19 protein-coding genes, 1 rRNA gene and 2 pseudogenes are annotated in these 19,143 nt (G+C 50.3%); 9 read left to right on the forward strand and 13 right to left on the reverse strand.

Annotated elements, in window-relative coordinates; genetic code table 11:
- The first annotated feature begins 7 nt into the window (after positions 1–7).
- A 5S ribosomal RNA gene (rrf, locus tag LSO07_RS04430) occupies positions 8–120 on the forward strand.
- Positions 121–180: 60 nt separating this feature from the next.
- On the opposite strand, the gene LSO07_RS04435 is transcribed toward rrf, so the two are convergent.
- From LSO07_RS04435 to LSO07_RS04445, 3 genes and pseudogenes are all read right to left on the reverse strand, one after another.
- Positions 181–525, reverse strand: a complete 345-nt coding sequence (locus LSO07_RS04435) for a DUF1840 domain-containing protein (protein ID WP_034749443.1) — start codon at positions 523–525, stop codon at positions 181–183.
- Positions 526–705: 180 nt separating this feature from the next.
- The gene (locus LSO07_RS04440; RefSeq protein ID WP_151092491.1) at positions 706–1,251 is read right to left on the reverse strand and encodes a hypothetical protein; all 546 of its coding nucleotides are present in this window, start codon (positions 1,249–1,251) and stop codon (positions 706–708) included.
- 64 nt (positions 1,252–1,315) lie between these two features.
- Positions 1,316–1,912 (reverse strand): annotated as a pseudogene (locus LSO07_RS04445) (ATP-binding protein); the annotation flags it as partial.
- Between the two features lie 686 nt (positions 1,913–2,598).
- Here LSO07_RS04445 and LSO07_RS28450 point away from each other — a divergent pair.
- From LSO07_RS28450 to LSO07_RS04460, 4 genes are all read left to right on the forward strand, one after another.
- On the forward strand, positions 2,599–3,144 hold the full coding sequence (locus LSO07_RS28450) for a tyrosine-type recombinase/integrase (RefSeq protein ID WP_423221736.1): 546 nt from the start codon (positions 2,599–2,601) through the stop codon (positions 3,142–3,144).
- On the forward strand, positions 3,141–4,838 hold the full coding sequence (locus LSO07_RS04450; RefSeq protein WP_151092495.1) for a hypothetical protein: 1,698 nt from the start codon (positions 3,141–3,143) through the stop codon (positions 4,836–4,838). The genes LSO07_RS28450 and LSO07_RS04450 overlap by 4 nt, the downstream gene beginning before the upstream one ends.
- Before the next feature lie 263 nt (positions 4,839–5,101).
- A complete protein-coding gene (locus LSO07_RS04455; protein WP_191909578.1) occupies positions 5,102–6,658 on the forward strand; it encodes a site-specific integrase in 1,557 nt (518 codons plus the stop codon).
- Complete coding sequence (locus tag LSO07_RS04460) at positions 6,615–7,016, forward strand: hypothetical protein (RefSeq protein WP_151092499.1); 402 nt, start codon at positions 6,615–6,617, stop codon at positions 7,014–7,016. Before LSO07_RS04455 ends, LSO07_RS04460 begins: the two co-directional genes overlap by 44 nt.
- Positions 7,017–7,054: 38 nt before the next feature.
- Here LSO07_RS04460 and LSO07_RS04465 read toward each other — a convergent pair whose 3' ends face one another.
- The 3 genes and pseudogenes from LSO07_RS04465 to LSO07_RS04480 form a co-directional block, all read right to left on the reverse strand.
- Positions 7,055–7,297 carry a helix-turn-helix domain-containing protein gene (locus tag LSO07_RS04465; protein WP_151092501.1) on the reverse strand — a complete coding sequence of 81 codons (243 nt, stop codon included), beginning with the start codon at positions 7,295–7,297 and terminating at the stop codon, positions 7,055–7,057.
- 309 nt (positions 7,298–7,606) lie between these two features.
- Positions 7,607–7,782 (reverse strand): annotated as a pseudogene (locus tag LSO07_RS04470) (IS66 family transposase); the annotation flags it as partial.
- A 171-nt stretch (positions 7,783–7,953) separates the two neighbouring features.
- On the reverse strand, positions 7,954–8,175 hold the full coding sequence (locus LSO07_RS04480) for a hypothetical protein (protein ID WP_151092503.1): 222 nt from the start codon (positions 8,173–8,175) through the stop codon (positions 7,954–7,956).
- A 94-nt stretch (positions 8,176–8,269) separates the two neighbouring features.
- Here LSO07_RS04480 and LSO07_RS04485 point away from each other — a divergent pair, with 94 nt between their 5' ends.
- Positions 8,270–8,761 carry a helix-turn-helix domain-containing protein gene (locus tag LSO07_RS04485; protein WP_151092505.1) on the forward strand — a complete coding sequence of 164 codons (492 nt, stop codon included), beginning with the start codon at positions 8,270–8,272 and terminating at the stop codon, positions 8,759–8,761.
- A gap of 253 nt (positions 8,762–9,014) precedes the next feature.
- Here the strand turns inward: LSO07_RS04485 and LSO07_RS04490 are convergent, their stop codons facing one another.
- Positions 9,015–10,139, reverse strand: a complete 1,125-nt coding sequence (locus LSO07_RS04490; RefSeq protein ID WP_151092507.1) for a hypothetical protein — start codon at positions 10,137–10,139, stop codon at positions 9,015–9,017.
- 176 nt (positions 10,140–10,315) lie between these two features.
- Entirely contained in the window at positions 10,316–10,969 is a 654-nt protein-coding gene (locus LSO07_RS04495) for a hypothetical protein (protein ID WP_151092508.1), read from the reverse strand.
- 553 nt (positions 10,970–11,522) lie between these two features.
- Between LSO07_RS04495 and LSO07_RS04500 the strand changes: the two genes are divergently transcribed.
- Entirely contained in the window at positions 11,523–12,206 is a 684-nt protein-coding gene (locus LSO07_RS04500; RefSeq protein WP_151092510.1) for a hypothetical protein, read from the forward strand.
- Between the two features lie 67 nt (positions 12,207–12,273).
- Here LSO07_RS04500 and LSO07_RS04505 read toward each other — a convergent pair whose 3' ends face one another.
- Together LSO07_RS04505 and LSO07_RS04510 are read right to left on the reverse strand one after the other, a co-directional pair.
- Complete coding sequence (locus tag LSO07_RS04505) at positions 12,274–12,903, reverse strand: hypothetical protein (RefSeq protein ID WP_151092512.1); 630 nt, start codon at positions 12,901–12,903, stop codon at positions 12,274–12,276.
- 611 nt (positions 12,904–13,514) lie between these two features.
- Entirely contained in the window at positions 13,515–14,324 is an 810-nt protein-coding gene (locus tag LSO07_RS04510) for a hypothetical protein (protein ID WP_151092514.1), read from the reverse strand.
- A gap of 806 nt (positions 14,325–15,130) precedes the next feature.
- On the opposite strand from LSO07_RS04510, the gene LSO07_RS04515 reads away from it, so the two are divergent.
- Both LSO07_RS04515 and LSO07_RS04520 read left to right on the forward strand, forming a co-directional pair.
- Positions 15,131–15,538, forward strand: coding sequence for a hypothetical protein (locus LSO07_RS04515; RefSeq protein WP_151092516.1), 408 nt, complete (start codon positions 15,131–15,133; stop codon positions 15,536–15,538).
- A gap of 10 nt (positions 15,539–15,548) precedes the next feature.
- Positions 15,549–16,160 (forward strand): alpha/beta hydrolase, encoded by a 612-nt coding sequence (locus LSO07_RS04520; RefSeq protein WP_208672449.1) that lies wholly within the window; start codon positions 15,549–15,551, stop codon positions 16,158–16,160.
- A gap of 476 nt (positions 16,161–16,636) precedes the next feature.
- Here LSO07_RS04520 and LSO07_RS04525 read toward each other — a convergent pair whose 3' ends face one another.
- Genes LSO07_RS04525 through LSO07_RS04535 form a run of 3 tightly spaced genes read right to left on the reverse strand, consistent with a single transcriptional unit; the run spans position 16,637 to position 19,063 of the window.
- Entirely contained in the window at positions 16,637–17,176 is a 540-nt protein-coding gene (locus LSO07_RS04525; protein ID WP_151092550.1) for a GNAT family N-acetyltransferase, read from the reverse strand.
- Positions 17,177–17,188: 12 nt separating this feature from the next.
- Positions 17,189–17,749 carry an AAA family ATPase gene (locus LSO07_RS04530; RefSeq protein ID WP_151092552.1) on the reverse strand — a complete coding sequence of 187 codons (561 nt, stop codon included), beginning with the start codon at positions 17,747–17,749 and terminating at the stop codon, positions 17,189–17,191.
- Positions 17,750–17,791: 42 nt separating this feature from the next.
- Positions 17,792–19,063 (reverse strand): amidase family protein, encoded by a 1,272-nt coding sequence (locus LSO07_RS04535; protein WP_099420387.1) that lies wholly within the window; start codon positions 19,061–19,063, stop codon positions 17,792–17,794.
- Positions 19,064–19,143 lie beyond the last annotated feature (80 nt).

The raw sequence follows: 19,143 nt of genomic DNA on the forward strand, positions 1-19,143 counted from the left end.
AGTTATGCCTGATGACCATAGCAAGTTGGTCCCACCCCTTCCCATCCCGAACAGGACCGTGAAACAACTTTGCGCCGATGATAGTGCTGCAACCAGTGTGAAAGTAGGTTATCGTCAGGCTTGTTATATAAAAAAACCCCGCGTGTGCGGGGTTTTTTTTCGTCTGCAGCATTCATCGGATCAGATGCCCCAGGTGATGCTTTCATTTTCCGCCTTGGCCGAGCGCAGCATTTCCATCAATGGATAGGCGCGCTGCGAAAAATGCACTTTTTGCGCGCGCGCATGAGCGCCCGTTTCGCCATCTTCCAGGGTTTCCGGGGTATGTGCATCGTGTTCGATGTCGTTTTCCGGATGCAATTTGCTTTCCGCGACTTCTTTTTCCAGCAGGGCCAGGGCATCGCCCGCTTCAGCTGGCGTGATGACGCCGCGCGTGGGGTTCTTGTGCAGGATGTCGAGGATGCGTTGGGCATGTTCCTGGTACATCAGCACTTCTGGGGATGATTTGGATTTGAATGAGATCAACATAAGCGCTTTCTGAAACTTGTTGTTAGTGTCGAAACAATATCACGACTTGAAATGTCGCACAGGCCGTCCGATTGCCCGGATTGCACATTTGCAAGCCGGATAGGGCCATCTGTTGGACACCGCACGTATTTACAAGAGCTTGTTTATCGTGAAAACACCCATTTAAGCGATCGTTAAGTCTCAATCCAGTTTCACGGAGTCCATGAAGGTGTCGATGGTGTCACGCGACAGCTTGCTTTCTTCACCGAGAATGATGACCTGGAAGATGCGTTTGTCCTGCGCCACAAAACGGCCGACCAGCAGGACGGGCTTGCCCTGCTGCGTTCCCGTCGCTTCGATGCTCAGCGAACTGCGTTGATGGTTGCCGGCCGCCATGCTGCTGGCCGCCGACGCCGATTTTTCGCTGCGCACGGTACCGTTGATATTTTTCAACAGGGCCGTCTGCATGGCTGGCAGGGCCGCTTGCGCCTGTTCCACACTGTCGAGCACGGCGCTGCCGATGGCGAAGGTATTGCCATCGACCTCGCTGGCCGTCATGGTCAGGCTGACTTTCTTGCCATCGAGATCGATCTCGCGCGTCAGCACGGCCGGCTTGCCTGGAAACAGGGCCGTGAACTGGGCATCGGGGCTGCGATAGTCGCGCCAGTCGAATTTCGGACTACAGGCAGACAGGACGCCGGCGGCCGCGAGCGTCGCCAGAAAGAGGGCAATTGATGTTTTTTTCATCAGCAGATGGTAGCAGCGCCGTCCATCACGTGCAATCGCGCACGCGTGGGGCTCATTGGCCGCCTTATATTTCACGCAGTACGCGCCGGTACTGGATCGCTTCGGCAACATGCGCCTGCGTGATGGCCGGGCTGTCCGCCAGGTCCGCGATGCTGCGCGCCACGCGCAGTACCCGGTGATAGGTGCGCGCGGACCAGTGCAGGCGCGTCATGGCGCCATGCAGCAACTGTTCGCCATGCGTTTCAAGGCGACAATGCTGCTCGATTTCCATGTTGCTCAGCCGCTGGTTTGATTTTCCCTGTCGCGCCAGCTGCAAGGCATAGGCTGCCGCTACCCGCGTGGCGATCCGCTGCGTGCATTCTCCGGCACCGGCCTGCCGGCCCAGCGCGGCCGGCGGCATGGCGGCCACTTCAATCTGCAGGTCGATACGGTCGAGCAGCGGGCCGGACAGGCGATTGTGATAGCGCAGCACGGCGTCTGGCGTACAGCGGCAACGGCCGGAAGCGTGGCCCAGATAGCCGCACGGGCAGGGATTCATGGCGGCGATCAGTTGAAAGCGGGCAGGAAACTCGGCCTGGCGGGCCGCGCGTGAAATGCTGATCACGCCCGATTCCATGGGCTGTCGCAGCACATCGAGTACCCGCCGCTGGAATTCGGCAATTAGGTGTCGCGAATTGTCTGTCTGTTGAATCGCCATAAGAGTTGAGGTACTGTATTCCTAATAATGAAATTGTAGAGGCCAACATGGTAGCTACGGTTCAACTCAGCTATAAACTAGTAGCAACCAATCCTGATGCTCATTCGTTTGAGTCACTGTGCAAATCTGCGGGGATTGCAAACGTAGTCAACGTAGACCTATCTCGTCGCTTCGCAGATCTAAAGGCGGTGGTCACAATCGTCGACGAGTTTGGGCATCCAGTCTACGTGCCGACAATGTTTCTCCTTGAACATGCTGTCAAAAGCAGGGGAATAACTATCTCAACGGCTAGAACTTACGCAGAAAGCCTCCTTGACTGGCTGCGATTTCTCTCGACGCGAAATGTGCCCATGGAGCAGGCCAGTGAAGAAGACCTCATGCTATATCGAGCGCACTTGGTGCATTGTGAATTACGCGGAAGCGGTGAATGCTACGCGACAGCGACTGTGAATTTACGGGTGACCGTCGCCGCACTTTATCATGAATGGGCATGGCGTATGCAAGTTCTACCAACCCCACTCGGAGAATACTTGGTATCAGGTGACCATCGCTGCTCTCCGCTAGTCCGAGTCATTCGGAGAATCCCTCAGGTCTTAACTACAGAGCAAATTGGTTCCGTGTTTTCTTTAGCCCGAGAACCCTATAAACTAATGTTCCAATGGGGGCTATGCAGTGGGGCGCGTCGAGTCGAAGTCTGTGAGCTTAAGCTATCGAGCCTTCCGACCATAGAGCAGCTTTCCCTGTCTAGCGAAGGTCTGGTAACAATTAGAGCGCAGCGCAAAGGGGGGAAAGAATTACCTATCGTAGTTCCCACCCACCTAGTAGAAAAGACGCACTGGTACTGTTTAACTGATAGAGAGAGCGCGCGACCGGGATCGGAACGGTACGTATTTCTAAATCGAAATGGTGACAAGGTAGGGCAATCTAGTCTCTCAACGGAATTTCGACGTTGTGCGGACTTGGTGGGATTGCGGCACTTCGCTTTGCATTCGCTCAGGCACACATACGCCACCAACGTTCTCGCTGTATTACAAAGCTCCGCTGATCCAATTATCGCCCATAACGCTCCTAAAATTTTGCAGGTTCTGATGGGGCATGCACGTCTGGAGACCACTGAGCTCTACGTGCACCTAGCTCAAACTCAAAATTCAGACGTCGTTGAGGCACTTTCTTATCTTTATGGTGCATCGCAATGAGATCGCCAATTGTTCACACATGGGCCGGCCTACGATTGATCCTGGTTAGCGAAACTGAGACTACGCTCTCAAGTTTTGATTTTTTGAACCTCGGGTTGCATCCTTCAATATCAGAATCTCTTGCAAGATGTTTTATTCCTGTTGCTGGGCACACATCGCTTGAATCACAACGCCAGTCCTGGCGGTCACTTAAAAAGTTCGTAAAACATCGCATAGAGGTTGGTAAGGCGAATGACGCCTATTTTGATAAAGCCGCATTGCAAGATTTCGCTTCCTGGCTCGAAGACTCTAATTTGGCGGGTAGCACGTCTCAATCGCACTACAATTTTATCGAAAGAGCTATCAAATGGTGTTTTAGAAATATACCTGAAGAATTTCCGATGGGGCTGTGTTTGAAAAGCGCACGGTTTAAGCGTGAGATGCCGAAAATTCGATCAGTACTCACAGGTGAAGAGCAAAAGAAAGTGTTAAGCATTTGTTATAGTGAGATAAAAAAGATCGAAGAGCTTTTAATGAAAGGGCAGCGAATATTAAATGGTGAGGCGCTGGATGAGAGCGAGAAAATGCAGAAGAAAGTGTTGCACCAGCTGTTGTGTTCGGAAGATGGGTTTTTTATTCGCCAAAGAGATTGGCGTGGACAACGCGCACATATCGGTAGAGCATTGGCTCAAGTTGGTAGTATTGCCGATCTTTGGAGCATGATCTGGCCAACTCCAAAAAGCGTATTTCCATTTTATCTTGCAATTCAGATTCAAACTAGTGGAAACCCAATGTCAATAGCCGAGCTCTCCGTAGACTGCATTCGTGATCACCCGATCAGAGAAGACTTGGAACGTTTGGTTTGGTATAAGCCAAGGTCTCACGCTGAGCAAAAGGTTGATTTTCCTAAAAGATTTGAAAATTCGGCACCAAATCTTGTGCGTCGATATGCAGAACTTTCGGCGGGCATAAGGAACAGAGCTACATCAAGCTACAAAAACGATCTATTTATCTGTAGTTCGCCTAAGACTCGTAAGGTTCGTGTACCAAGTGTGCAGTCTTTTCACAATTTTTTGAAGGAATTCATAGATAAACATGAGCTTCGTGATTTTGATTTCAAGGATAACCGAATTACTGGTGCAAAGTCACATCACCTGATGGCTCGGAAAATGGAGGCTGCCCGAATTCTTTTAAACCATAAGCGGTTGATGACAACCCAAGGAAGTTACACCTCACTAGAGGATAGAGCATCTGAACATGCTGAAGTTATTCGAAAGTTTCAGGGGATGCTTATTGCGGAAAGTCGAGCTTTTGGAACTGCGTTATCGGTGCGTACGCAACTTAAAAAAACCCCTTCTTCGTGCGATAGTTCGAGTTCGGTATTTGGTTTTAAGTGCAAAGATCCATTCGCTGGAATAGCTCCTACAAGTGCTAAAGGGAAGATGTGTTTGAACTTTACTGGTTGTTCCACTTGTCCCGGGGCGATAATCGTACTCGATGACATTGATAATGTGGCGCATCTGCTTGCCGCTAGAAAAGCACTTTTAGAAACAAAAGCCCAATCGGTTCGATCTGGTTGGCTGAATCGATTTGTTTTGTTATATGCTCCGACCCTTGAAATATTGGAAAAAGAAATACTTCCAGCTATACATCCCGATATTTATATTTTGGCAGAGAAAAGGATAAGTCTCTTTGCCATACCCGTATTGGAGTGACAATGTCTCATCCGTTACTGGTTTCCAACGCGTCGGATAAGGTTTGGACGCTACAGTCATCGCAGTTGTATGAAGGAAAGCCCTTTGTGATTCGATGGGCAAAGCTTTTGCCTGTTGGTTTAGGTAGTAAGCATCAGCGAGCGTACCTAACAAAGAGTGTTAAACAATTTATGCTTTGTACAATCGATGACTCGATCCATGGTCGATACGACGCGTCGACATATTCGTTCAGATTCACTATGCTCTCAACGTTAGTGAAGTGGATGACGATAAATAAAATTTGGCGGATTTCGTCGCTGACTCCTGACGATTTACTGGAATTTTTAAAAAGTCGAAAAGGCCGGCTGCCAGGCGAGCCGCCAGCGGAAAGTACCTTGCGGCACTGGTTATGCCTCTTTGAACAAATGTGGAGAAATCGAGGTGAATACATTGCTAGTCTTAATTTTGATCCTGCTCCTTTTCATTCTGAAGTCGTTGTTAAGTGTAAACCTTTGGCGTTTAAGCGGTTCAAGGCAATTCCAGAGAAAGCTGCACTAGCATTAATTCATGACGCATTGAATTGGTTAGAGAACGAAGCCGAATTTATCTATCGAACTATATCTCGATACTGGAAAATTTCTCATGAAGTAGGGCTATCAAGGAGGCAACGCGGTAAGCGTGTTAGGCCTCTTTTTGATGAATTACGAGGTGATCAAGAATTCACAAAAATTTGGAAAAAACTAGGAAAAAATCTAAGAGCGCATGAAGCGCTATCGAGAGCGGTCTCCCATACCATGGCAGCCGTAATGATATTGCTGCTTTTTACTGTTGGCATGCGGAACCGTGAGCTATGCCGCCTAGATGTGAATTGTGTTAGGACGAAGATTTCTGAAGATGGTTCAATAGTACAATATTTGAGCGGCATTGCAGCGAAGAAAGGAGGGGCTTTGCGCGAGTGGGCTATTTCCGAACCTCTATCTGAGGGAGTTCGCTTTATCGAGAAAATGTTTTCTTCTATCCGGCAAAGTGAAAATTCCAGACCGCTCTTCGTAAATGGGGCGCCCCTTCGACTTAAACGCGGAACTTTGCGATTCGTTCCCACCAACCTACCTAACCGCATTCGACAGTTTGCTAACGCTCCGTATCGCCAATGGCAGCCGAAGATACAAAGGCTGCACCCTCATGCGTGTCGGAAGACATTCGCGGTATTCGTAACGAAGCGTGATAAGAGTGCGCTAGAACCGCTCGCTTGGCAGTTTGGGCACGCCTATTCAGAGTTTACTGATGGAGTGTATGTTGGATCTGATATCGAATTGACGGAAATGCTGGCCGAGGCTGATCAGGAAGAATTGGTCCGCGCCCTCGAATGCCTTTTGTCAAGCGATCACCTAGCTGGAAAGGCCGGTGCCGCTTTGATTGAGCGACGTGCAGAGTTGATCGGGGCATCAAAGTTTAAAGGCAAGAATGCGATTAAAGCGCTGGTCGGAAAACTGATCGCCCAAGGAGTCGTCATAGCACCGTGTGATTGGGGTTATTGCGTCTATTCGAAGTCGCATTCGGCCTGTGATGGAACAGATAGTGGTCCCAATCCATTGTTACGAGCCCCAGATGTTTGCGCCCGGTGTTCCAACTTTGCTGTAACCACTGAGTATCGAAGGTGGTGGGATGAGAGGGCAAAGCGTGACCAAGCATTTTTGAAAAATTCGTCGTTACCTGAGCAAACAGTGAGCCTTGTGACCAAAAGATTGAGCGTCACGATGAAAGTGCTTCGAGGTTTGCAAACTGGTGCAACTTCACATGCAGCTCTTGATGGAGGTCAAAGTGACGAACGAAGCGAGTGACCGATTAAGTATTGCGCTGCGCGTAAAGGCGGCATTGCATTTGTTAAGAGCGAGTAACCCTTCGGTTCCTGTAAGCGTGAGTGCAGTTTGTCGCTCAGCCGATGTGAGCAGGGCAAACCTTTACGCGAACTATCCTGGGCTTGTTGCTGAAATTCGTCAAACGAAAGCGACGGATTTACCAGGTGAACGAGCGGAAGGAAATTTGCAAGCAAGACTCTCCGATTCGATTGCCGCCAGGAAGGTTCTACAGTCAAAATATGATTCTCTCGTCATGGTTTGCCTGGAGCTGCAAGCGGAAATCCGGAAACTTAGAGCAGCTAATGACTCCAAGGTGAAGGCACGACGTAAATCGATTTGATCTCGGGCGTTTTGCAATTCCAGAACAGACAAAAAACTCTATAGACCAGCTCGATGCAAGACTGCGGAAGGAGTGCAACCTAAGCCGCGTGCGACTCGAATAAGGTTGAGAATGGAGAGATTGCGTTCGCCACGCTCAATCCGCCCTAAGTGACTGCGGTCCAACATCGAGATATGTGCAAGTTCTTCTTGGGATATGTGTTTCTCAAGCCTCATAGCTCGTATTGCCTGTCCTATGGCACTTAAGCTTTCGGTATCCACCTCTGACGACGCATTTCTCATTGCGCCATCGTGTAATCTTCGTGCAAAATAGGCCACGGCATCTACGGCCCATTTTCACTTCATTCACCTGCTGAGATACGCAAAAAAATTGAGTCTAGTCTAATGAGTAATCAAAATTCGACGCACGAAAAAAAGCCTGTCCTCATCCGTATACCTCAACCAATGTACGAACATCTCTTGAATCTTTCTGCTGCTGCTACGCTACTCAATCGACGAAGTATCAGCGTTCCTGCGATAATTCTTACGCTGCTTGAAGAAACGACTAAGAGTAAATCAGTTGGTATTCCCCTCGTCGAAAAAATGTAAGGTTGTCAGTGGAGTCTCGCGCGCGGCGTGCAGATCGTGAATTTGAGCCGCTCATGCGTCCAACAGGCAGCTTCACAGATCGTACCGTCCTCGAACAAGGAATCGAAGCCAGCATAGGCATCCGCTTGTAGCACGCTCTCAAAGTCAGCAAGGTGGGTCTGCGGATGGATGGACGATTGCGTCGCAGTAGCACGCCAGCTCGGTGCATAGATGGCGGATCACATGGAAGCTGGCCGTTGAATGGATCTTCATCTAGCGCCGTTTGCACTTTGGCAGCCAGGCCGTTGAAGCCGGAGCACATGCCAGTGTTGCCGGCAGCGAGCCAGACACGGGGCCGGCTAGCAGGCCGATCATCTTAGAACCCGATCGAGCACCTGCACCAGTGCGGCTGTGTTGGGCTGGCCTTCGATTCGCCCACGGACGTGGCCCAGCTCAAGCACGATCGTGCCGTCGGCAGCTTTGCGCGCGTCAGCTCCTTCAACCGAGTCGACTGTCTCGGTTCCTGAAAATGCGCAGCGCAGCTCGCTCCAACCTAGGAAATACACTACTTCCCAGCGGGCTAATACCATCATTTAGCGATCCGGCCCCGAGCTCAAGACGGCAGGCCATTTATGCCATTTAATAAATAAATGTAAAATATTATGTACATTCATAGAACGGTAGCTCATGAACATCTACGAAGTCGGCAAAGTAGTTCGCGTCCGCCGTCTGGCAGTCGGTTTGACGCAGCAACGTTTAGCGAAGTTGGCCGGTCTGTCGCGCCAGACCGTACAGCAGCTGGAGGCTGGAACCATTAGTGACTTGAGTTTCGGGCGTTTGGTTAATCTGCTGAGGGTGCTTGGACTCAATTTTTCTCCGCCATCGATCGAGGCCAGAGATACAAAGCGAGGCTTGTGGATGGCTGCAAAGAACGCTAGCGTCAGTTATAGGGGCGAGTTCCATAGTGACCAGTTACAGCATGCTTTGGCTACCGGCCGAGTACCGGCTAACCATAAATCCTATTTACTACACTTCCTAGACGAAACGCCCCTACAGGTGGTCGTGATGGCGGTTGAGGAAACCGCCCATCTAGAAGCCGTCTCACCTGCGCGCATTTGGGCATACGTCGCCCAATTGGCCAGTCACCTCGGAAGTGCGCGCAGCGATCTTTGGCTATAGCCGTAGCTGCGGCGACTCGTATTCTAAAACGGGCCTGCTCGTACCTGGTATGTGCGAGTTGTCATCGCGCGGTCCATAAAAAGTTACAAGAAAGCGATGCAACGTCAGAATCAAGGTAAGCATCTCCCTACCCATTCAAAATACTGACGAATAGTTGTTCCGCTAAAGGTAAGAGGCAGCATGAAGGCAAATCGTGCTGCATTGTTCCCCCCCGGGGGAAACTCCATCCGCCTCTTTGAGTCGAATCAACAGCTTATGATCGGTCAACAGCTCCTCGACGTCGGAGTTCGACGTCGAGCGGATGGCCGATCAACGAGTGAATCGCGTTCTTGTTCCACACAAAACTCGCATCCACGTTGATCTGTGCCGGATCCTTGGCGGTGATGGACTTGTCATCCAAGAAGATCACGCCCGAGAGATGCTTCGTAACGTCTCCGGCGGAGATGTTCGATTTGACCTCCTGATTGAATTTGCGAGCGAGATCGACGGAGCCGATGTAGTTGTTGAAGAATTGCCTTCCGAGTTCAGTCTGGAACGTCTCCTTGCCAAACCCAAGGAAGACGCCTTCTCCCGACCATGGAAACATCACATAAGTGATCACCGTCGGCTCGACGCGCGAGAATTTCTTGATGTGGCCGAAAAGAAGCGTGTGGTGCTTCGTCGCGTGTTCTAAGGGCGAATACGAGCTCGCGCTGACGTAGGCCCCTGCGTCCCAGGCGAACTCGTAAGACAGCCCCGGGATAACTTGGCTCCTTAGCTGCGGCGTCCTTGCCTTAGCGTCTACGCCGCTCACGAGCTCTGCCAACAGCTTGGGACGATTCTCACGATATAGCGTGAAGTCGTCGTCGTGATCGTAAGTCGGCACGATTGCCATGCGCGCGATGCCCTTGGCTTGCAGGAACTCGCGAAAGATGCCGTCGAGAATTTGGCCGGTCTTATCCGAGAGATTTTTCGTATCCATCGACACGCCCAGAGCTTTCAAACGCATATCGTGGTTCGTGTTCTGCTTGCCCATTTCCGAGGCGAGCGTGTCCGATGCCGGCAATGTTCGATCCAGCTCAATGTTGCCGGGTCCAGTCTGTGGGACGGCCAGAAAGTAGTCTAGCGCGCACAGCTCTGCATACGCGCCATCCCACTCGTTCCCGGCGACTAGATTCACGGTATGGAGCACGTCTTTGCGAAGGGTCGGATCAGCTTTAGTGGCCGCTTCGATACGCCGCAGTCGGTCTTCGTAGTTGGCTATGAATGCGGCAAACTGATTCGGATTTGCAAGCGCGCCGATTACGTTGTTCGATTCGGTCTTCGTGACATCGAACGTCGCGGATTCCGCTCCGAAAATTGCATCGACAAACGCGGCGTAATTGGATCTGTGTGTCATATGTCCTCTATTGTGGGTGGCAGGCCGCGTCTTAACGCGGCGCGTCGGGCTTGCCGGGCTACCAGATAGCCGCGGTTCGTGGATGGTGCCTCATGGTTGCGGCCTCTCAGAACTCTAGCTCATCTGACAGCACATGACAGGTTAAGTTTGAACTAGCACAAGTAATTGATGCTTATTTAGTTTTTGAGCAGATGAGGCTTTAGGAAATTTTCAATTACCGATATTTCTGCTTTCACTGCAGCATTGAACTTATCGGGATTACCTTCAGAATAGTTGCGATAAAGAATATCCGACTTCTTATCATACAACTCATTGTTAATTTTCCTCGCCTCCTGGGTCGCATCCGGATCGCAAGCAGCAAGGTAAGCATATACCGTAGAAAAAAGATCATGCTGCAGTTCAAACAATCGCTTGAACTTTGTAAGTATCTCCTCTCCCCAAAGAGCTTCCGCTTCTAGGAGCTCCGTGCGGAGATCGTTACGGACGTCAAAAACTTTCTGCCAGCGATTTTGATATGCTCTAGATCGTCCGTAGTGACGTATTTGCGAATCATTCATTTTACCAGCGTCCTCCTCTGGCGGAAAGGGCATCTCAGTGCTGAACATCGCGGAATTTCGCACGCCATCAAACGCCTCACGCAATCTATACGTGCACTTTAAAATTCGACGTGCAAGGTCGTATTCCGCACCACCTTTAAGCTGACGGTTCCAAGTAGTAAGACCTTTACTCGCAATTCTCGCGGCATAGAAAGCTATCCCCGCCATTGCTAAATCCTTACCAATTGTAAAATAAGGTACAACAGACGATATATTTAGTGTAACCCATTCCATCAGTTTCTCCCCATCACTCTAGCGTACGGTTGGCCAGACGGTATATCTTTGCCACTCCAAGGATCTAGTGTACGCCAGAGACTGCCAACGGTCATATGGAAATTATTAACTCAGCTATTCTGAATATCGTCAGAATCTTTCAACGTCTAGTTGGCAGGCTGCATAGGCTGGTAGGTTAAAATTATTCAATATTGGAAATTATTTTTTTAAGTAATTGATTTTAAAGATGAATTCAGTATTGGGCATTAGGTTTGTGATTCCTGTTGTCGTGGGTTCGAGCCCCATCAGCCACCCCACAGAATGAGTAGGAAAATCAAAGGGTTACATGCTTCGGCTTGTAACCCTTTTTTTGCATTTTCCAACGGTTTTTCTTATTTTCCAACACGATCAAATTTCAGCGCTCCCACTGCGCAGGGCCAGTTCGGTCGGCGGCCGCTTTTTCCAGGTCCGCTTGAGAGGTGATCACTGAAACCTCTGTTTCTCCGTCAAGTGGCACAAGTACTCGTCCAGGACGCTGATCTGCCACAATCTCCGCGCCCCAAGCCATCGCCACATGAGCCTTGGTCATGGGGTTGATTTCAAATCCACGGACCCGCAGGTGGTGCGTTTTTACCTGTGGTCGCTGCGTCAGACCGCCACCTATCGCAACCTGGGCTGCGCTGCCATGTTTACCTACTTGACCGGGTTTCGAGCTGCAGAAGTTCGGCCGTTCCATATCTCCGGCAAGACAAAGGAAGGCGTGCTTGTCACCAGCGCCAAGCGCAAGAAAGGCCAGGCCGAGGTGATGAAGTTGCGGGAATGGTCAACTAGGTTGCGCGTAGTAGTAGCGCGCGCCGAGCAAACACACTCGGTTCCGCGCCAGTACCTATTCGCCAATTCCAAAGGCCAGGCGTACACGCGGTCAGGAATGGGATCGGTGTGGCAGGATGCCATGTTCGAGTGGATCGCTTCGTTCGACGCCGAGGCAGCAGCCGCACTCGCTCGCAAACGGGCTGCCGAACTGGAATACATCCTGGCGTATAAGAAGGGACTGAAAGTAGCGAAGTACGAGGCGGACTACCGGCTGGCAGACCACGCGCAGTATTTTTCACTGCAGGACATCCGGCCAGCTGCGATAACGACCAAACTCAGCAATCGCAATGCCGATGCATACGATTTTGCGGCCCATGCAAATCCAAGCACAACACACAAGCACTACGATCGGAGGAAAATAAAGAAGGCTGGCGCTACCGAGTGAACGTTCTCATCAAGCTCGAGAATCGCCTCCCTCTCCAGCCGCACACCTAATGATCCCAACTCGCTTTTTATCTTAGTTTTCCTTGTTTCAGTTCGGAGCTGGTACAAACAAAGTACAGCCCCTTTAACCCAGAAATAGAGTCGTTAAGTTCGCCTATACCGTAATCGGCTAGACTATCGTAGTAATCCTCATCCGTCGACGGGAAGTGTTTTTCAGGGCCGTGAACAAGAGACTGATACACATTGTCTGCCTCGGATAAGCCATCAAGCGCAATCACGCATTTCGAATAAAGACTCTCATCTAGCCCTGCAATCTCTACTAAGTACTTCAATAAGGTTTCCCTCTGGATACCAAGTAACACTCCCCCCTGGTAAGAACCTTTGAAATCTGTAAGAGTAAACGAGTAACCGCCAGCTTCCCTTTTTGATAGTGAAAGACGAGCAGCGTCCACGGCAACACCAACCTCCTTCATTTCTATCATGGCATCGCGCAACATGTCTATCGCATGGTAATTAAGCTGACAATCCCGTGCCAAAACTTTCTTCAGCGCAAGAACCTTCCGTGCATCGGTTGACTTACGGCGCCTCCCTTCAACATACTCCCTCACTAAAAATATTAGGATCGCGACTAAAGCAGTGGCCGGCAAAAAATTATCGAAGCTGGGAAAGCCAGCAAGAATATTACTTAAAAAATTCATATTGGAAGAAGTGTAAGCTCACAGCAATCTCGCGAGTTGAAGTGTTTCTAGGACTTGGTTCGGCATCGCTCTCCAATGAACAGACTCCGGCGTGGCCATCAGGATGGCATCTTACCAATGTTAGATGTATGCAAAATTTAATGTCTTTGAGATACGTCGCATTTCAATAGACTGGCAGCGATTCACATCAAGCCGCTTGCCGTTTCCTTAATCTTGCATCGACTCATCATTTGGCCTTGTCTGCATTTGTTGTTTCAGATCACGCCTCAACGTCGCAGTACTGAGTTTTGACTGCAGTATGCACGTACCGATAGCTATGCATTGGGCAAAAATGTACATCCCAGCTGTTAGAATCACAAGTGTCCTCGCGACGCCATCAAAAGAGTATGTTTTAAACGGCAGTCCATGCGTTGCTGTCCAGTAAATACTAAGTAAGCTGGTACAGATCCCGACAATTGATCCAAAGGCATCTGCCCGAATCTTCTTCAGTCGTTTGCTGTGCTCCGCATGTAGAGAATCAGTGTGCCCATGTTTTAGGCATCCGTATAGGGTTCTGGCAGTTAGTAGAATCTTGGCTTGAGCTAAATCAACTGCATTCATCGTGGGTACTTTCATGGGGTTCCGCTGGTGCACGGAATGTGAAAAAGGCTTAGTCTAAACACGTTCAGACCATTGCACTTCTGACACTTCCAATGGCTATCCTTTTCAATCTCTCGTCGCTGAACAAACGCGATGTGGCCACATTGTTTATTTGCACAATGTATCTCTTCCTCGTGAGGCTCTATCTGGACTCGACCGTCTGAGAGGCGAGTTAACGTATAGCTTGCTTTACAGTCGAAACAATTACAGTCCAAAGTGTCTATCTTTCCAGGCATCCTCTTGCGGATTGGTTTTTTGCACACCCCGCAATCAAACCTAGCAAAATTACCAAGAGTGATATTAAAAACAGGTGATGCCAGAACTTCGCCCAGAGCGGTTGCGATCACTTCACAACGTTTGCGCATCTTAACGTAATCGATTGGGGAACCCATATGCTTCATCGACGAAACATGTAGAAAGCTGCCTAACGCGTCATAGTGAATTTTAATCGTTCTGAGGTTGAAAACGCTCTCCGAACCCATGCTTGTCATGGTCACCGGTCGTTCTCCAAGCTCCGGCTCCGAACCAAAACTTAGTGTGCTATCTATGTCTGCCGTTGGATCAAGCTCCAAGAGTACTAGCATAATCTTCTTCGGCTGCCATGTTGCATACTCCTGTGGGGGGAATTCATCTTTGTATGCTAATGCTCTGTCGTAAGTTACAGATTCAATGGTCATACGTAATTCAAGTGCCGCATACTTAAGGCGCTGATCATCATTACTCGATAGCTCGGCGAGAGCTGATTTCAACGAAATCCTCGCCATAGATCTGTAAATACTCATGAAATCCTGCTTTGGTAGAGGTGTGACTGCCTAGTTTGTATCGGTAAGTATTGTAAGAAAAAATGGAGCTAAGTCCGGAATACCATAATACTGGAGTTCGCTACCCGACAAGAAGTAATCCGTGGACTGGTGGCTACTCTGCTCTTAGTCCAATTCCGTCAGGAGCTGTAGCGGCTTGCACACGTCCACCTACGTCAAAAAACCAAGAAAATTTCCAACGGCCCGGCTGCAGCCCGCATAGGCTGGTGAGTTAGATTTACAATCCATTGGAAGAATTAATTGTTAAGCATCTGATTTTAAAGGAAAAATCAATGTTAAACGCTAGGTTTGTGATTCCTGTTGTCATGGGTTCGAGCCCCATTAGCCCCCCCCACAGAATAAGCAGAAAAATCAAAGGGTTAGGTGCTTCGGCTTGCAACTTTTTTCTTTTCTATAAGACTCAAGCCTCCTATTAACCGCGGTGTAACCCAATTCGATAAATACTTGCGGCCTTATTGTGCGGTCGCCACGAACGCTGACATGAGCAGGCTACGGCATTCTTGTGGGCCAATGCGGCATTGATTTTCTGCAAGATGTGCGTAGATACACTATCGAGCTGCGTGACTTGCGTATGCGTATGGGCACGTCCAACTCGGCCGCCCTCTATGGGAGAGCGTAGATTTCATCTTCTGTCGAGTGACGAAACGTTAGATGAACGCCAAGTCATTGGAAATTAGCAGTGATGAGCTTGGGGCTATTTGTACCTCCCGACAGGCTGCTATTATTGCAACCTCTCAATTCCGATGCAAATGCTGAGCAAGCCTCCTATGCCTTTCACCTACTCACCAGAGAATCCCGCGCAGATAGACCGACGTGTTCGAATCATTGAAGGCCACGGCCGGGGTAGCGAAGTGCTGATCGGCAGTTTGCGAGAGCGCCAGTGCTACGTCTTGCTTGGCGAACCAGGCAGTGGAAAGTCAACCGTGTTGATGCAGGAAGCGTACGCGACCGCTGGAGTATGCATGACGGTGCGTGATTTTCTTGTTACTCCGCCGACATTTCCCGACACTGCGGTCTACCTGGATGCATTGGACGAATATCGCTCGGACGGCAGCAGCACTGATCGTGTTTGCACTTTGGCAGCAGCTATGGTCAGCGCAAAGATCGCGCGCTGGCGTCTAAGCTGTCGCGCCGAAGATTGGCGTTTACCAGGACGCGACCTTCGTTGGTCATGACTGGGGTGCAATGGTCGTTTGGGGGCTGACCCTGCTCTATCCGGACCGCGTAAACAAAGTGATAAATCTGAGCCTGCCTTACCAGGAGCGTGGCGCAAGACCCTGGATCGAGGTCCTTGAGCAAATCTTGGGCAGCGACTATTACTTTGTCCATTTCAATCGAAAGCCGGGTGTCGCGGACGCCATATTGGACGACAATACCTTCCGGTTCCTGCGCAACCTGTACCGGAAAAACGTGCCACTTAAAGAACCCGAGCCGGGCATGGCAATGATCAATCTGGCCAGAGCAGAAACTCCACTCGGCGAGCCTTTGATGAGCGACAGCGACTTAGCCGTTTTCGTCTCGGCCTTCGAAAAAACTGGGTTCACGGGCAGTATTAACTGGTACAGGAATCTCGACCGCAACTGGCACCTATTGGCGGAAGTGGACCCAGTCATCCATCAACCTACGCTCATGATTTATGGGGACCGTGATGTGGTTCTCAAATCAGAAAGACTGGCAGAGTTCGTGCCCAATGTGGACGTGATAAGTTTGGATTGCGGTCACTGGATCCAGCAGGAAAAGCCGGAAGAAATCAACCAGGCGATATTGAATTGGCTGGCACGGCAGAGTTCAACCTGATCGTAGGGCCGGTTCAAGGGCATGTACGCTCTCCGGCCCGGCCGGAGGGCAGGATGGCACGCCGAAAGCTATCAGTGAGCGGTACGCCTTTAAGCGCACGAATTCTATCTCTGAGGAAATCTACGAACGCAGCACGAGTCAAACTGCCTGCGGCGTAAGCCTCTAGCGAGTTCTCCAGTCGCTCAAGAATCGAAAGATTCGACACGAAATGTCCTTCAATCGCCTGTTGGCGTAAATTACGTTTGACCGTCCGCTTTTGGCCGGTTGCCGTCGTTGGCAGGTACCGCCCCAAAGCAGACACTTTCCAGAGTCAACAGAATAGCTCGGGACATGGGAGCCCTAGCAACCAATTTCATCTGGCCGACGAATTCGAATACGTGTCCCTGCGCAAGCCTGTGGCTGCAGATCTGCGGGATGATTGCATGACAAAGTAATACTAACGACTCTTCAGTTACTCTGAAATACTTCCGGGAAAATCACAGCGCCGGTTTCATTGCCGTAAACAGCTTGACCGTCGCGTTGTAATACGCTGAACTCAATCCTTCGTAGCGCATGCCGATTCGTTCACATACGCCGATAGACGCAATATTTTCAGGATAGGTGACGGCGACCACTCGTTCAAGACCTTCACCGAATGCATGCTGTAGTAGTGCTGCCGCACTTTCGGATGCAAAGCCCTTGCCCCATGCTTTTGGGTGAAGATGCCATCCAATTTCTGTGTCGTCGGGTGAGCATGATGCATTGTTTTCGAATGAAAATGGAATCGGCTTTAAAAATACGGTACCAAGCAAGGCTCCTGATTCTTTGGATGTGATGGCCCAGAAACCGTTGATCTCATGCCGCAGACTTTGCCACTGAAGGATTTTTTCCTCAGCCTCTGCTCGGCGTGCCAGAACTCGAGGGGAGAATCCGATGAAGCGTTGGACCTCCCATCGAGAGTACATGTCGAAAACGAACTCTACATCATCTAGCGTCCATGGACGTAGTATGAGCCGATCGGTGGTATGTGATTTCATAAGGTATTTCTTCTAACTGAAGCGTATCTGATTGTTGGCTGGTAGTGCTGTGCCTGTTGCACAGCCAACAACGGAAAAAACCGTCTCTGCTATTTCATGTGGCGAGCTCCCGGCGCATTCAATCACCGTGTCATCCACATTTGCATCGCGAAGAATTAAATCGAGCTCAAGGCTTCGTTGCAGATGCCATTGAAGCGCTTTCGAGTCGTTCTGATGCCGTACCTGCAAGCGCCGCAGTATCACTTCGGATGGGGCCATGAGCCGACAGATGAAGAGCGACTTGCCTCGCAGGGCTGCACGGTAACGCGCCGCGCTATTTACGCTCTCAATGACCCCGGCTATCACCAGGTATTGCGCCCCTGCACGTTCAAAGTTAGCGGCAAGTGCTGCCAAGTTCAATAGCTCAATTTCCAGGTTGAACGGATCGCGTGCCGACGCGGGCCAGTACTGCCGAATACTGTCTAAATCAATGACTGCATGGGGCGTGCTGCGCGCGGCAAGGCATGCCCCCAAGTGTTCGGCAATGGTTGATTTCCCCACACCAACGGTACCGTTGAGGAAAATTGATTTCATATTTTCTTTTCTAAAAATTAATACGTGACTGATGCCTAACCATTAGGACGCCAAGCGCGCGCCCCATAAGTGCTGACTAGCATCAAGAAGAAACTCATCTTGATAGTGGCCTGCAGTTAAAGATAGACCGATTGGAACTCCATCGACCTGGGCCAGCGGGAGGGTTATTTCTGGCAATCTGGCAATACCCGCGAAGGACGTAACGGCCATGGTCCGGTCGTAATAGTCGAGAACGGCGGGAAGGTTGTCGCCAGTTAATGTGCCCTTCTTCGGTGCCAATACTGGTACGGTGGGGTAACAGAAAACATCGCCCGGCTTAGTGAAAGCAGCGATTCGGGTAAAGAGGTTCTCGCACAGGTTCAAGCCGTCACTCAGGGTACTGCGATCATAGTCTTCGACATTCCGATATCCAGCCTGGAAATTTGGTCCTAGTTCGGGTTGATTTGCACGAATCCAGCCACCTATCGCATTGCCCACCTCTACCGTCTGCAGAACGCGTAGCGCTTTCTTGTTGCATGACATCAAGTCCAGGTCCAGCCCTGTTATGTCGCGCAGCGTAATCGAAGAAACGGTGATGTCAGTGCGGTTGCGTAGGTAAGCAAGATGTTCAGATAGCGCAGCTTGGATAGCAGGATCGGCCAGCTTAAAGGCATCTTCCAATAGATACACATTTTTAACAGTTGGGGATATTGCATTTTGGCTGCGAAGAAGCACGCGCATTGCTTTGCGCAGAATGGGTAGACTTCGAGCCATTACACCGACGGTACTTACACTCGGTGCAAAAGGAAGCACGCCGGCTTCGGAAATGCGGTGTAAACTTGGACGCATCCCAAATACTCCGCAAAGGCTGGCTGGAACTCGAATAGATCCACCGCAGTCAGTACCAAGTGCAAAATCCACCAGCTCGCAGGCGACCGCTGATGCCGAACCACTAGATGAGCCCCCAGGAATTCGATCAGGTGCACGCGGATTCAATGGGGTGCCAAAGAAGTGGCTCTCCCCATCCAGGCTGTAGGTGAATTCATCGGCCACGGTTTTTCCGACGCAGTGAGCGCCGACCGCCAACAACTGTTCAACACAAACCGCGTGAAATGCTGAAGGCGGATGTACATCACGCCACGGTTTACTGCCATATGAGGTCAGGCGGTCACAGATGTCGATGTTATCTTTGACCGCGAATCGCAAGCCGTCCAAAGTGCCAGGCGCATAGGGCTTAAGTTCAAATTCTTCCACAAAGGCGCCGCTGGCTTGAAACTGACTTTTGTCATAGCCGTCCTGAACACACGAAAATGCGGCGGGTACACGTTGATTCATAGGGTGTTTTTAGTCTGAGAAAAGTCTACGAAAACAGGCGCTGTCAATTGGAGCGTGACGACGTCTAGCAAGGGTACTGA

The organism is Janthinobacterium sp. PLB04 (assembly GCF_021165895.1).
In the GTDB taxonomy this organism is placed as follows: domain Bacteria; phylum Pseudomonadota; class Gammaproteobacteria; order Burkholderiales; family Burkholderiaceae_D; genus Janthinobacterium; species Janthinobacterium lividum.

Coding starts and splice junctions, on each gene's coding strand:
- LSO07_RS04435 (WP_034749443.1), bottom strand. CDS start 525: ATGTTGATCTCATTCAAATCCAAATCATCCCCAGAAGTGCTGATGTAC.
- LSO07_RS04440 (WP_151092491.1), bottom strand. CDS start 1,251: ATGAAAAAAACATCAATTGCCCTCTTTCTGGCGACGCTCGCGGCCGCC.
- LSO07_RS28450 (WP_423221736.1), top strand. CDS start 2,599: ATGTTCCAATGGGGGCTATGCAGTGGGGCGCGTCGAGTCGAAGTCTGT.
- LSO07_RS04450 (WP_151092495.1), top strand. CDS start 3,141: ATGAGATCGCCAATTGTTCACACATGGGCCGGCCTACGATTGATCCTG.
- LSO07_RS04455 (WP_191909578.1), top strand. CDS start 5,102: ATGACGATAAATAAAATTTGGCGGATTTCGTCGCTGACTCCTGACGAT.
- LSO07_RS04460 (WP_151092499.1), top strand. CDS start 6,615: ATGCAGCTCTTGATGGAGGTCAAAGTGACGAACGAAGCGAGTGACCGA.
- LSO07_RS04465 (WP_151092501.1), bottom strand. CDS start 7,297: ATGAGAAATGCGTCGTCAGAGGTGGATACCGAAAGCTTAAGTGCCATA.
- LSO07_RS04480 (WP_151092503.1), bottom strand. CDS start 8,175: ATGATGGTATTAGCCCGCTGGGAAGTAGTGTATTTCCTAGGTTGGAGC.
- LSO07_RS04485 (WP_151092505.1), top strand. CDS start 8,270: ATGAACATCTACGAAGTCGGCAAAGTAGTTCGCGTCCGCCGTCTGGCA.
- LSO07_RS04490 (WP_151092507.1), bottom strand. CDS start 10,139: ATGACACACAGATCCAATTACGCCGCGTTTGTCGATGCAATTTTCGGA.
- LSO07_RS04495 (WP_151092508.1), bottom strand. CDS start 10,969: ATGGAATGGGTTACACTAAATATATCGTCTGTTGTACCTTATTTTACA.
- LSO07_RS04500 (WP_151092510.1), top strand. CDS start 11,523: ATGAGCCTTGGTCATGGGGTTGATTTCAAATCCACGGACCCGCAGGTG.
- LSO07_RS04505 (WP_151092512.1), bottom strand. CDS start 12,903: ATGAATTTTTTAAGTAATATTCTTGCTGGCTTTCCCAGCTTCGATAAT.
- LSO07_RS04510 (WP_151092514.1), bottom strand. CDS start 14,324: ATGAGTATTTACAGATCTATGGCGAGGATTTCGTTGAAATCAGCTCTC.
- LSO07_RS04515 (WP_151092516.1), top strand. CDS start 15,131: ATGCCTTTCACCTACTCACCAGAGAATCCCGCGCAGATAGACCGACGT.
- LSO07_RS04520 (WP_208672449.1), top strand. CDS start 15,549: ATGGTCGTTTGGGGGCTGACCCTGCTCTATCCGGACCGCGTAAACAAA.
- LSO07_RS04525 (WP_151092550.1), bottom strand. CDS start 17,176: ATGAAATCACATACCACCGATCGGCTCATACTACGTCCATGGACGCTA.
- LSO07_RS04530 (WP_151092552.1), bottom strand. CDS start 17,749: ATGAAATCAATTTTCCTCAACGGTACCGTTGGTGTGGGGAAATCAACC.
- LSO07_RS04535 (WP_099420387.1), bottom strand. CDS start 19,063: ATGAATCAACGTGTACCCGCCGCATTTTCGTGTGTTCAGGACGGCTAT.